The 12358-nt window shown below is 70.0% G+C and carries 11 protein-coding genes and 1 tRNA gene; 3 read left to right on the top strand and 9 right to left on the bottom strand.

Going from position 1 to position 12358, the window contains the following annotated elements; translation table 11 throughout:
• Positions 1 to 16 precede the first annotated feature (16 nt).
• A complete protein-coding gene (locus JOE55_RS05460) occupies positions 17 to 1915 on the top strand; it encodes an NHL domain-containing thioredoxin family protein (protein WP_204782244.1) in 1899 nt (632 codons plus the stop codon).
• Positions 1916 to 2001: 86 nt separating this feature from the next.
• Here JOE55_RS05460 and JOE55_RS05455 read toward each other — a convergent pair whose 3' ends face one another.
• Complete coding sequence (locus tag JOE55_RS05455) at positions 2002 to 2985, bottom strand: hypothetical protein (protein ID WP_040560442.1); 984 nt, start codon at positions 2983 to 2985, stop codon at positions 2002 to 2004.
• Between the two features lie 52 nt (positions 2986 to 3037).
• On the opposite strand from JOE55_RS05455, the gene JOE55_RS05450 reads away from it, so the two are divergent.
• Entirely contained in the window at positions 3038 to 3700 is a 663-nt protein-coding gene (locus JOE55_RS05450; RefSeq protein WP_204782243.1) for a hypothetical protein, read from the top strand.
• Positions 3701 to 3826: 126 nt separating this feature from the next.
• Here JOE55_RS05450 and JOE55_RS05445 read toward each other — a convergent pair whose 3' ends face one another.
• From JOE55_RS05445 to JOE55_RS05415, 7 genes are all read right to left on the bottom strand, one after another.
• Positions 3827 to 5086 carry an ABC transporter ATP-binding protein gene (locus tag JOE55_RS05445; protein WP_204782242.1) on the bottom strand — a complete coding sequence of 420 codons (1260 nt, stop codon included), beginning with the start codon at positions 5084 to 5086 and terminating at the stop codon, positions 3827 to 3829.
• Between the two features lie 54 nt (positions 5087 to 5140).
• Positions 5141 to 5974, bottom strand: a complete 834-nt coding sequence (locus JOE55_RS05440; RefSeq protein WP_024289786.1) for a carbohydrate ABC transporter permease — start codon at positions 5972 to 5974, stop codon at positions 5141 to 5143.
• A 4-nt stretch (positions 5975 to 5978) separates the two neighbouring features.
• The gene (locus JOE55_RS05435) at positions 5979 to 6917 is read right to left on the bottom strand and encodes a carbohydrate ABC transporter permease (RefSeq protein WP_338125431.1); all 939 of its coding nucleotides are present in this window, start codon (positions 6915 to 6917) and stop codon (positions 5979 to 5981) included.
• Positions 6914 to 8212 (bottom strand): extracellular solute-binding protein, encoded by a 1299-nt coding sequence (locus tag JOE55_RS05430; RefSeq protein ID WP_204782241.1) that lies wholly within the window; start codon positions 8210 to 8212, stop codon positions 6914 to 6916. The genes JOE55_RS05435 and JOE55_RS05430 overlap by 4 nt, the downstream gene beginning before the upstream one ends.
• A 149-nt stretch (positions 8213 to 8361) precedes the next feature.
• Positions 8362 to 9384 (bottom strand): AEC family transporter, encoded by a 1023-nt coding sequence (locus tag JOE55_RS05425; RefSeq protein WP_204782240.1) that lies wholly within the window; start codon positions 9382 to 9384, stop codon positions 8362 to 8364.
• A 1-nt stretch (position 9385) separates the two neighbouring features.
• Positions 9386 to 9835, bottom strand: coding sequence for an aspartate 1-decarboxylase (panD, locus tag JOE55_RS05420; RefSeq protein ID WP_006213858.1), 450 nt, complete (start codon positions 9833 to 9835; stop codon positions 9386 to 9388).
• Positions 9836 to 10020: 185 nt separating this feature from the next.
• Positions 10021 to 10091, bottom strand: a tRNA-Gly gene (locus tag JOE55_RS05415).
• 78 nt (positions 10092 to 10169) lie between these two features.
• Here JOE55_RS05415 and dcd point away from each other — a divergent pair.
• Entirely contained in the window at positions 10170 to 10751 is a 582-nt protein-coding gene (dcd, locus tag JOE55_RS05410) for a dCTP deaminase (protein ID WP_053448328.1), read from the top strand.
• Positions 10752 to 10801: 50 nt separating this feature from the next.
• On the opposite strand, the gene JOE55_RS05405 is transcribed toward dcd, so the two are convergent.
• Entirely contained in the window at positions 10802 to 12172 is a 1371-nt protein-coding gene (locus tag JOE55_RS05405; protein WP_204782239.1) for an MFS transporter, read from the bottom strand.
• Between the last annotated feature and the right edge of the window lie 186 nt (positions 12173 to 12358).

Raw genomic sequence — 12358 nt, 5'->3', positions numbered from 1 at the left:
AGGAAGAGGACCCCAGATGAGCGCGCAGTCCCGCGTCCGAGCATCCGCCCTGACAGGCCGCAGCTGGCTGAACACCGGCGGCGAGCAGCTCGACTGGCAGAAGCTGCGCGGCAAGATCGTCATCCTGGACTTCTGGTCGTTCTGCTGCATCAACTGCCTGCACGTGCTGGATGAGCTGCGTCCGCTGGAGGAGCGCTTCTCCGACGTCCTGGTGACGGTCGGCGTGCACTCGCCCAAGTTCGAGCACGAGGCCGATCCCGAGGCCCTGGCCTCGGCGGTGGACCGCTATGAGATCCACCACCCGGTGCTCGATGACCCCGAGCTCGGCACCTGGGACGCGTACACCGCGCGCGCCTGGCCGACCCTGGTGGTCGTGGATCCCGAGGGCTACATCGTGGCCCACCTCTCGGGGGAGGGCCACGTCCAGGGGATCGTCTCGCTCGTCGAGCAGCTCGTGGAGCAGCACGAGGCGGCCGGCACGCTGCACCGCGGCGACGGTCCCTACGTCCCCCCGGAGATCACCGACGGCGACCTCCGCTTCCCGGAGAAGGCCGTGGCCCTCGAGGACGGATCCGTGCTGGTGGCCGACACCGGTCACCACCGCCTGGTCCGCATGGCCGCCGACCTGCAGACCGTGCGCTCCGTGATCGGCGACGGCACCCGCGGCCACGCCGACGGCAGCCCCGAAGAGGCGCACTTCAACGAGCCGCGCGGGCTCGCGCTGCTGCCGCAGGGCGTCCGCGAGCAGGTGGGCTATGACGTGATCGTGGCCGACACCGTGAACCACCGCCTGCGCGGCGTGCGCCTGTCCGACGGCGAGGTCACGACCCTGGCGGGCAGCGGTGTGCAGCGCCTGCTGGATTCGGAGCGGGCCAAGGGCGTGGACGCCGATCACATCGATCCTGAAGCCGACCCGCGGGAGGTCGCGCTGTCCTCGCCGTGGGACGTCGTGTGGTCCGCGGCCGCCGACACCCTGGTGGTGGCGATGTCCGGCACGCATCAGATCTTCACCTTCGATCCGCGCACCGGCGAGCTGGCCGTGGCGGCGGGCACCGGCGACGAGGGCCTGGTCGACGGGGATCCCTCGCAGTCCTGGTTCGCGCAGACGTCGGGGCTGGTCGAGGCCCCGGACGGCACGATCTGGGCGGCGGATTCCGAGTCCTCGGCGCTGCGCTCCATCGCGGTGGCGGACGGCGCCCTCTCGGGCGTGGCCACGGCCGCGGGGCTCGGCCTCTACGACTTCGGCTTCCGCGACGGCGACTCGACCCAGGCGCGCCTGCAGCACCCGCTCGGCGTCGCGGTGCTGCCCGACGGCTCGATCGCCGTGGCCGACACCTACAACGGCGCCATCCGGCGCTGGGATCCCGTCGAGGGACAGCTCTCCACGCTCGAGCGCGACTTCGACGAGCCGTCGGACCTGCTGGTCGACGCCTCGGGGGAGACCCCCGAGCTGATCGTGGTGGAGACCAACCGGCACCGCCTGGTGCGCCTGCCCGTTCCGGAGAAGCTGCTGCAGGTCGACGAGGGCGCCTCCGTCTCCCAGCGCAGCCGCACCCCGATCGCCGGCGGCACCATGACGATCGACGTCCGCTTCGCCGCCCCCAGCGGCCAGAAGCTCGACGACCGCTGGGGAGATCCCACGCAGCTGAAGCTGTCGGTCTCCCCGGCCGAGGCGCTGGTCGACGGCGGCGGCGCCGCCCAGGGCCTCAAGCGCGAGATCACGCTCGCCGATGGCGTCACCGAGGGCGTCCTGCACATCACCGCCCGCGCGGCCGCCTGCGACGGCGAGCCCGGCGGCGAGATCCCGGACCACGCCGCCTGCCACCTGTACCAGCAGGACTGGGGGATCCCGTTCACGGTCGCCGAGGGCGCCGAGGACTCCCTGGTGCTGGATCTGCGCGGTCTGAACGCCTGACCCCTCCCACCCGGCCTCCCGCGCCTGTGTGCCTGGATGCCGCATGCGCGGCGCGGAAGCGCATGCGGGCAGCAGGCGCGAGGGGCTCAGCGGCGGGTGACCTTCACGCTGTCGTCGCTGACGGCCAGATCGGCCTGGTAGGTGAAGGGCACCGACTCGGTGACCTCCTCGGTGGTGCCGTCGAACAGGTCCACGGAGGTGAACGAGACCTCGGCCATGCCCTTCGCCGAGCCCAGGGCCCAGTCCTTGCCGCCGTCCACGCCGATCGTCACGGGCGGCTCGGGCTGCTTGGTGATGCTCCAGGTGACGTCGCCGTCCACTCGGCCGTCGAAGTCGTAGGAGAACGGGCAGTCGGTCGGGTACAGGCTGGACTGCTCGGTGCAGGTGCTCAGGTCAGCGGCGATCTGCTCGGAGATCTCGGTCTCCAGAGCCTCCGACGGGGTGGCCTCCAGCGCGATGGTCTCGGTCTGGGCCTCGTCCGTCAGGACGACCGAGGCAGGATCGGTGTCGACCCAGCGCGAGGCGTAGGAGGCCGAGTAGACACCGGGCGGGAAGGCTGCGAAGCGCTGCTCGGACTCCGGCAGCGCCGCCGAGGCTCCGTTGAGATCGGCGCTGGTGGCCCCGGGCATGGACACGGTGACCGAGGGGAGCTCGGATTCCTCGAAGCCCCACACCGTGAAGAAGCCCCACTGGGTGTCCACGGGCACCAGGCGGTACTCGGAGGCATGCGGCTGACCGTCCAGGGTGAAGTCGGCGCGCACCACGGCCTCCTCCGAGTCCTGGGAGACGGTCGAGATCTCGAGGTCCTCGAGCGACTCGGTGGCCGCGGCCAGCGGCTCGCCGTCGAGCAGGACGGCATCGTCCTCGGGATCGACCTGCGCATTGAGCAGGCCCAGGGCGCGGCCGCCGTCGCCGTCCTGGAGGCTCTCGAAGTAGGCGCGGACGTCCGTCTCCGGGCCGTACATGTACTTGTTGACCAGCGAGATCGTGATCCACGCGGCAGCCATGGCGAGCACGAGAAGGACCAGCCACATGCCGATCGCCCTGCGCACCGCCGTGTTCTGATCCATCCTCCTTACGCTAGTCGACGACACCGCCCGCGCTTCGAAGGAGCCGCACTCCATGGCCGAGTCCATCCGCCAGATCCCCGCGAAGTACGGCACCGCCGAGCGGGTTCTGCACCCTCGCATCGGCTCGATGGGCCGGCGTCTGCTGGCCTGCCTGCCCGCGGTCGTGCTCGGGCTCCTGTGCCTTGCCGTGCTGGGGGTGCGGCGGCCGGCGCCCATGGGGATCATCGTGCTGGTCATCGTCATCATCGGCTGCGCCGTCAGCGCGTGGCGCTGGCTGCGGCCCGTGACCGTGGCGATCACGCCCACCCATGTGCTCGGCTCGCGCACGATCGGCTTCCACACGATGGAGCGGGCGAAGATCGAGCGGCTGGTGGTCGTGGACTCCCTGCGCCGCCCGGCGCGCACCGGCTCCGACGGGACCAAGCGCCGCCGCGGCGTCGCTCGGCCCTACCTGTGGGCGGCCGACGACGCGGGGCGGCGCCTGTTCCGCATGGACGGGACGATCTGGGACCGGAAGTCCATCGACCGCCTCGTGGAGCACCTGGGGGTGAAGACGGAGCGCTTCGCCCAGGCCAGCCCAGCGCACATGGCGAAGACCTGGCCGCGGCTCGTGGGCCCCTTGATGCGCTTCCCGTGGCTGCGTCCCCTGCTCACGGGTCTGGCGGCGATCGCCGCGGTCCTGCTGCTGGTGTGGATGGCCTGGAACCAGGGCTGAGCCGCCGGCCCCGCCGGATCGCCGTGCGGGAGTCAGGCGGACGGCCACCCTGCGACCCGGCACGACGACAGCGGCCGGTCCTCCCGTGAGGGGAGGACCGGCCGCTGTCGTCAGGCAGGAGGCGGGTCAGGCCTGATGGTCGCGCATCCGCGCGATGTCGGCCTTGCGCTCCTCGTTGGCCTCGCGGGTCAGCTCGGCGCCGGCCTCCTCGTCGCGGGTGAGGTTCTCGCCGGTCTGCGGGTCGAACACGTGCATCTTGGAGGTGTTCAGCCACAGCTTGGCCTGCGAGCCGCCGCGCACGCGAGAGCTGGCGGGCAGCTCGACGACCACCTGGGCGGGCATCTCATCGGCGTCCAGGTCGCGGGCGAGCTCGTCGAGCTTGTCCTTGACGTCCCGGTCCTGCTCGAACTGCACGTAGCCGTACTGCTGGTTGCCCAGCCACTCCGTGTGCGAGAGCTCGGCGTCGAACGTGGCGCCCTTGGCCGACCACGGGGTGTCGGCGACGTCGCGGGCATCCGCGAAGTGCTCCGGGCGCACGCCCAGCACGAGCAGCTCGCCGGCCGAGTCCAGACGGCCCTGGGCATGGGCCGGGACCGGGATCTCGCCCAGCGGCGTCACGAAGACGTCGCCGTTGCGATGGGCCGGCAGGAAGTTCATCGACGGGGCGCCGATGAACCCGGCCACGAACAGGTTGACGGGCTGCTCGTAGAGCTCGCGCGGAGAGGCGATCTGCTGCAGCTCGCCCTTCTTCAGCACGGCCACGCGATCGCCCAGGGTCATGGCCTCGGTCTGATCGTGGGTCACGTACAGCGAGGTGATGCCCAGACGGCGCTGCAGCTGCGCGATCTCGGTGCGCATCTGCCCGCGCAGCTTGGCGTCCAGGTTGGACAGCGGCTCGTCGAACAGGAAGGCGTCGGCCTCGCGCACGATCGCGCGGCCCATGGCCACGCGCTGGCGCTGACCGCCGGACAGGTTGCCGGGCTTGCGCTCCAGGTGATCGTCGAGATCCAGCAGGCGCGAGGCCTCGCGGACCTTGGCGTCGATCTGGTCCTCGGGGAGCTTGTCCGAGCCCTTGGCCAGGCGCAGCGGGAACGCGATGTTCTCGTACACGGTCAGGAACGGGTACAGGGCGTAGTTCTGGAAGACCATCGAGAGGTTGCGCTCTCGTGGCTGCTTCTCGTTGACGCGGGTCCCGTCGATCCGCAGCTCGCCGTCGGTGATGTCCTCCAGACCCACGACCATGCGCAGGAGGGTGGACTTTCCGCAGCCGGACGGGCCGACGAGGATCAGGAACTCGCCGTCGGCGACGTCGATGCTGACGCCCTTGATGGCGGGGAAGCCGTCGTCGTACTTCTTGATGAGATTGTCGATGGTGATGGATGCCATGGTGCTGTGCGCCTCTCGTGGGGAGGAAGTGTGGTTTCGGGTCCGTACCGGGCGTCAGCCCTTGACGGCGCCCTGGGTGAGGCCGGAGACGATCTGGCGCTGGAACAGCAGCACCAGCAGGACCACCGGGATGGTGACCACGATCGCGGCGGCGGAGATGGCGCCGGCGGGGTCCTCGAACTGCGAGGCGCCGGTGAAGAAGCCCAGTGCGGCCGGCACGGGGCGGGCCGCCGAGGTCGAGGTCAGGCCGATGCCGAACACGAAGTCGTTCCAGGCGATGAAGAACGCGATGATCGCGGTCGTGAAGATGCCCGGGGTCACCATGGGCACGATCACCTTGCGGAAGGACTGCAGGGTGGTGGCGCCGTCGACCTGGGCCGCGGAGTCCAGATCCCACGGGATCTGCTGGAAGTAGGCCGCCAGCGTCCAGATGGAGATCGGCAGGGTCAGCGACAGGTACGGCAGGATCAGGCCCAGCCAGGTGTCGTAGAGCCCGATCTGGCGCCACATGTTGAACAGCGGGGTCACGATCGACACGACGGGGAACATGGAGACCATGAGCGAGGTCGTGAGGATCAGGGACTTGCCGCGGAAGTCCAGGCGGGCGATGGCGTAGGCGCACAGGGTCGCCAGCACCACAGCGATCGCCGTGGCGATCAGCGTGATGCCGATCGAGTTGCGCAGCGCCGGGACGAAGAGGTCCTGGGCCGAGCCCACGAAGATCATCTCGTAGTTCTCCCACGTGAACTGGGTGGGGATGAACCCGCCCGAGGTCAGGTCCGAGGCGGACTTGAAGGAGTTCATGAGGATCGAGAGCACCGGGAAGAGGCACCACACGAGGACGAGGACGGTGATGACCGCCCAGCCGAGCTTCTGCTTGCCGGTCATGGGATCAGCCCTTCCTTCCGGTGAGATCCACCTTGAAGCCCTTGATGGCCACGACGGCGATCAGCAGGACGCAGATGAACAGGATCACGGAGATCGCCGAGCCGAGGCCGATCTCCAGACGGGTGATCGAGGTGCGGTAGGTCAGCAGCGACAGCGACTCGGTCCCGTACTGGCCGTTGGTCATGATGTAGATGTTGTCGAAGATGCGGAAGGCATCCAGGGCGCGGAAGACGACCGCGACCATGATGGCGGCCTTCATGGAGGGGATGGTCACCTTGACCATGCGCTCCCACCAGCCGGCGCCGTCGACCTTGGCGGCCTCGCCGAGCTCGTTCGGCACCTGCGCCAGGCCCGAGAGCAGCAGCAGGGAGATGAACGGTGTGGTCTTCCAGATCTCGGAGGCCATGATCACCAGCAGCGCGGACCAGCCCTGGCCGAACCAGTTGAAGTCCGGGCCGATGACCGGCAGCCAGGCGAACCACGAGTTCACGTAGCCGGTGTTGATGTCGAAGGCGTAGAACCAGGCGAAGGCCGACACGACCGTGATGATGCCGTAGGGCACCAGGATCACGGTGCGCAGCAGGCCGCGCAGCTGCTTGATCGCCGAGTGCATGACCAGCGCCAGCGCGAAGCCGAGCACGAGCTCCACGGCGACGGTCACGACCGTGATGAGCAACGTGACCCACAGGTCCTTCCAGAACACACCGTCCGTGAGGACCGTCCAGTAGTTCTGGAGGCCGATGAACTCGCGGTCATCCGGGGCCGTGAGGCGGTAGGAGAACAGCGAGTCGAACAGCGCCTGGACGATGGGGTACATGGTCACCAGCAGCATGACCGCGAAGGCCGGTCCGGCCAGCAGCCAGCCGAGGCGGCGCTCGGACTTCAGCCGGTCGGAGACCGGGGCGGAGGCGGGCCGTCGGCGGCCCTGAGTCGAGGTGCTCACAGCAGCGACTCTCCCTTCAGGACGGAGTCGATGAACTCCTGCGAGTTCGCCGGGGTGTTCTCGTTGACCTCATGGATCGGGGTCCACTCCTGCTGGATGCCGGAGGAGATCTCGTTGTAGTACGGGGTCTGCGGGCGCGGGGCGGCGCTGTCCAGGGACTCGCGGATGGCCTCGTACATGGGGTAGGCCTCCTGCACGGCCTTGTCCTCGTAGGCAGAGGAGGCGGCGGCGGGGTTGCCGTCGGAGACCATGTACTTCGCCTGGTTGGCCGGGTCCGAGATGCACTCGATGGCCTCCCATGCCAGGTCCTGGTTCTCGGAGCTGGCGCCCACGCCCAGGTTGATGCCGCCCAGCGGGGGAGCCGACGGGGTGTCCGCGTCCACGCGGGGCCAGGTGGTCCAGGCGATGTCGTCCATCACGGACTGCTCGACCGAGCCTTCCGCGACAGCGCCCTGGGTGGCGGAGTAGACGAACGGCCAGTTGACCATGAACGAGCCCTTCTCGCCGCGGAACTGCTCCATGGCGGCGTTCTCGTCCTGGGTGTCGATGCCCGGACCGCCCAGTCCCTCCTCGCCGATCGTCCCGACGATGCCTGCGGCCTTGCCCCCGGCCTCGGAATCGAGCGCGAGCTCCAGGGTGTCGACCGAGGCGGGGTCGCCCTCCACGATCGAGCCGCCGGCGGACTCCACGAGGCTGTTGACCCACACGGTCATGGACTCGCCCTGCACGCCCTGCACTCCCAGGTACTTGTCCTGGTCCTTCGCGGCCGTGATGATCTGCTCCCATGTCACGGGCTGGGTCATGTCCAGCCCGGCGGCCTCGGCCACGGACTTGCGGTACCACAGCAGCTGCGTGTTGGCCCAGAACGGGATGGAGACGTACTCGCCGTCCCACTGCGCACCGGCCTGGGCGCCCTCGAGGGTGTCCTGCGTAGCTGTCTCCACGAGCTCCTGCGGCGGTGCGGCCAGGAAGCCCGGCTCGGCCAGCTCGGGGATGAAGGGCGGGTCCAGGGACATGATGTCCATGGACCTGTCGCCGGCCGCCAGGCGGCGGGCCAGCTGCTCGCGCTGCGTGGCGGCATCGCGCGGCAGCAGCGAGGTGGTGATGGTGTACTTCCCGCCCGAGTCCGCGGAGCACTGCTCGGCGATCGTGACCTGCCCCCCGTTGTCCGGGTTGATGTACCACGTCAGCTCGGTGGGACCGCCATCATCCGATGCGCAGCCCGCCAGCATCAGTGCTCCGATCGAGGCGAGCGCTGCGGTGCGCAGCCGTCGCCGATGGTGCTCTGCTCTCACGAGGTTCCTCCGTGTGCTCGATTCGTGCGAGGTGCACCGTGGACACGGCAGGCACCTCCACGGCCCAGGATACTCCCAGATGTGAATTGGCACACAATCGTCTGGGCGAGTCCCCGGAAGTCGCGCAACGGGAGATGAATGGGGGCGGCTCAGGCGAGCAGCAGGGCCACGACGGCCATGGTCCCCATGGCGGCCACGGAGGTCACGAGCACGACGTCGCGGGTCACGGCCTCAGCGCTGCGATAGCGCACGGCCGCCACATAGACGTTCTGCGCCGTCGGCAGCGCCGCCATCAGGACCACGCCGTAGAGCGTGGCGGGGTCCAAGCCCAGGGCGAGGCCGAACAGCCAGGCCAGGACGGGCTGGGCGATCAGCTTCAGCGCGGAGAGCAGCGCGACCTCCTGGCGGTGGGCGCGAGTGCCCTGCAACGGGCGGTGGGAGACCAGCGACATCCCGAACGCCGCGAGCATGCACGGGATGGCCGCCCCGGAGATCAGCTCGATCGGCTGGTGGGCCACGGTCGGCAGCTGCCAGCCGGTGGCCGAGAAGACCACGCCGAGCAGCGAGCCCAGGATCATGGGATTCGTGGCCACGGAGCGCACCAGCGACAGCGGGTTCGGGCGGCGCCCGAGCACTGCGATGTCCATGAGGGCCAGGTAGATGGGCGTGTAGATCGCCAGCTGGAACAGGATCACGGGCACGACGGCCGAGGCATCGCCGAGCACGAAGGTCGTCAGCGGGATGCCCAGGTTGGCGGAGTTGACCATCGAGGCGGACTGTCCGGACATGATCACGGAGCCCAGCCGTGCGCGTCCGCCCTGGGCGCCGCGGCGCTCGACGGAGCTGCCGTCGTCGTCGGCCGAGGGGAGGCTCTGCGCGGCCCGATCCCGCTGATCCCGCCGCCGCAGGGCGCGCCGTGCGAAGGCGAAGCCCCACCACAGCGAGGCGGTGGCCCAGGCGGAGACCAGGGCCACGAGCAGCGGGGCGGAGAAGATCTGAGAGACGTCCGCCCCGGAGACCGTCAGGAACAGCAGGCAGGGGGAGGCCACCCAGAAGGAGAAGGCGCTCAGGGAGCGCTGGCCGGCATCGCCCAGGATCCCCGCGCGGGAGACGACGGCCCCCACCAGGATGATGATCCAGATGACCGCGAATCCCGCGAGGACCCCGGCCATCTCAGCCGCGCCCGCCCAGCTCGGCGCGCGCGTCCGGGGAGCTCACGGCGTGATCGGGGGTCTTCACGTCCCCGACGACGGCCTCGGCGGGGTCCTGCCCCAGGTGCACGATGCGGTTGCCGGCATCCACATGGACGACGTGCGGCTCGTACGTGCGGGCCTCCTGGTCGTCCATCTGGGCGTAGGCCATCAGGATCACGAGGTCGCCCACGGACACGAGGTGGGCGGCGGCGCCGTTGATGCCGATCACGCCCGAGCCGCGCTCGCCGGGGATCGTGTAGGTCTCCAGGCGCGCCCCGTTGGTGATGTCGACGATGTGGACCAGCTGGCCCGGGAGGATGTCGGCGGCCTCGAGCAGGTCCAGGTCGACGGTCACGGAGCCCACGTAGTGCAGGTCCGCGTGGGTCACGGTCGCGCGGTGGATCTTGCCGGTGAACATGGTGCGCAGCATGGCTGCCTTTCACGAGACGCGAGCAGGGGTGCGGGGAAGCTCTGATGCCGCTGACGGCATATGCGCGTGGCGTTCGGGGCTGCGGCCGCACGGAGCGCCCCTGTCCGCAGCCGGAAGGGCCGTCCGATGAGAAGCGCCCGCAGACCGGAGGGTCTGCGGGCGCGGTCGGCGCAGGCCGACGAGAGAGCGGCTGACGGGAATCGAACCCGCGTATCAGGCTTGGGAAGCGTGCGCTCTACCATTGAGCTACAGCCGCGCGACGAACGCCGACTCTAGCGCAGTCCACGACACGGCGCCAATGCGTCGGGCGCCCGCGTGGACTACCGTGGCAGCCGTGCTGCTCTCCGATCGCGACATCCGCGCCGAGCTCGAGGCCCAGCGGGTCCGGCTCGAGCCCTGCGACCTCGACCTCATCCAGCCCTCGAGCATCGACGTCCGCCTGGACCGATGGTTCCGGCTCTTCGACAACCACAAGCACGCCGTGATCGACCCGTCGATCGAGCAGCCGGGGCTGACCCGGCTCGTGGAGGTGGCTCCGGAGGAGCCCTTCGTGCTGCATCCCGGCGAGTTCGTGCTGGGCTCCACCTACGAGTGCGTGAGCCTGCCCGACGACATCGCCGCCCGGCTCGAGGGCAAGTCCTCGCTGGGGCGCCTGGGGCTGCTGACGCATTCGACCGCGGGCTTCATCGACCCGGGCTTCTCGGGGCACGTGACCCTCGAGCTGTCCAACATGGCCACGCTGCCGATCAAGCTGTGGCCGGGCTCGAAGGTCGGGCAGCTGTGCTTCTTCCGGCTGTCGTCGTCCGCCGAGGAGCCCTACGGCACGGGGGATCACCAGAACCGCTACCAGGGCCAGCGCGGACCCACGGCCTCGCGCTCGCACCTGAGCTTCCACCGCACGCAGCTGCCGCGCTGAGGAGCACTCGGGCGGCGCGGGCTGCTGTGCGCAGCCGCATGCTGCAGGGCTCAGGCTGTGTGCGCGGTGGAGACCGCTACGGCGGCGGCCACCGCGGGCCGGGGCCGCGTGGGCAGCCCGATCATCATGAGAAGGCCCAGCAGGACGACGGCCACGATGCCCAGGATCCCGTAGCGCTGTTCGCCGAAGACGCCGATGGCCGTCCCGAACAGCAGCGGGGCCAGGAAGCTCACCGCACGCCCGGTCGTGGCGTAGAGCCCGTAGAGGGAGCCCTCCGTGCCCTCGGTGGTCAGCCGCCCCAGGTAGGACCGCGACGAGGCCTGGGCCGGGCCGACCGCTACGCACAGCGCCAGTCCGCAGACCCAGAAGGCCCCCTTGCCCTCGAGCAGCATCAGGGCGGTGCCGGCCACGGCGACCAGGGCCAGTGCGGCGACGATCACAGGCTTGGGACCCAGGCGGTCGTCGAGCTGGCCGCCCAGCAGTGCACCGAGGCCCGCGATCAGGTTGCCCGCGATCGCGAAGATCATGACCTCGGTGAGGCTGAACCCGAAGGTCCCCGCAGCGATCAGGCCGCCGAAGGCGAACACGGCGGAGAGGCCGTCGCGGAACACGGCCGAGGCCGCGAGGAAGTGCAGCGCCCGACGATCTGTGCGCCAGAGGTGGACCACCATGCGCACGATCTCCCGGTAGGGAGCCAGAGCTCCGCCGCCGGGGCCCGGGGCCCGGCGGCTGGGACACCGGGCTTCGATGCGGCGCAGGCTCACGATCAGCGGGACAGCCAGGACGACGCACCACACGGCGCAGAACAGGGCGACCGCCCGGACGTTGAGGGCCTCGTCCGTGGGCAGCCCCACGAAGCCGGGCGTGATGAAGCCGAACAGCACGAACGCGGTGGCCAGGATCGAGAAGATGTAGCCGACAGCCCAGCCGCGTCCGCTGACGCGTCCGATCGACTCCGGGGAGGTCAGCCCGGGAAGGGTCGCGGAGTAGTCCACGACGGCGAGCTCCTTGGCCGCGTTGGCGGCGCTGAGCAGGACGACGCCGAGCATGAGCAGCTGCTCCTCGGGGCGCACGAGGAAGCAGGCTGCCGTGCACGCCGCGCAGATCCCCGTGAACACGGCGATGCCGGTCGATCGGCGGCCGCTGCGGTCGGAGAGCCAGCCGATCAGCGGAGCCGCCACGGCGATCATCACCGCGGCCACGACCGTTCCCCGGGACAGCATCTGCGTGGCGTGCTCGGTGCTGCCGAAGGACCCTGACGTCAGGTACGTCCCGAAGACGAACGTGATCATCAGCGCATCGATCACGGAGATCGCGGCGTCGTAGAGGTACCAGGAGCGCAGGGCGCCGGGCCCGGCGGGGGACAGCGGAGCAGGGGGAACCGTCGGATCGACGGCCGCGGGCCGCGCAGTGGATTCCATGATGCTGAAGACTAGGGGCGACGGCGGCCGTCGGACGATTTCGCGACAAGGTGAAGGTGGCCCTGGGCACGGCGGGGCCTGCCGGCGAGTTGGTAGTCTGCTGGGCAGTTCCCCGCAAGACGACCCCGCAAGACGACTTACGAGCCGCTGCCCTCGTCGCCGGTCCCTCGACCGATCGGCTGGCCT

It is taken from the genome of Kocuria palustris (assembly GCF_016907795.1).
Taxonomy (GTDB): domain Bacteria; phylum Actinomycetota; class Actinomycetes; order Actinomycetales; family Micrococcaceae; genus Kocuria; species Kocuria palustris.
Note: the sequence above shows the minus strand (reverse complement) of the source record. Positions and strands in the feature narration are given on the sequence as shown.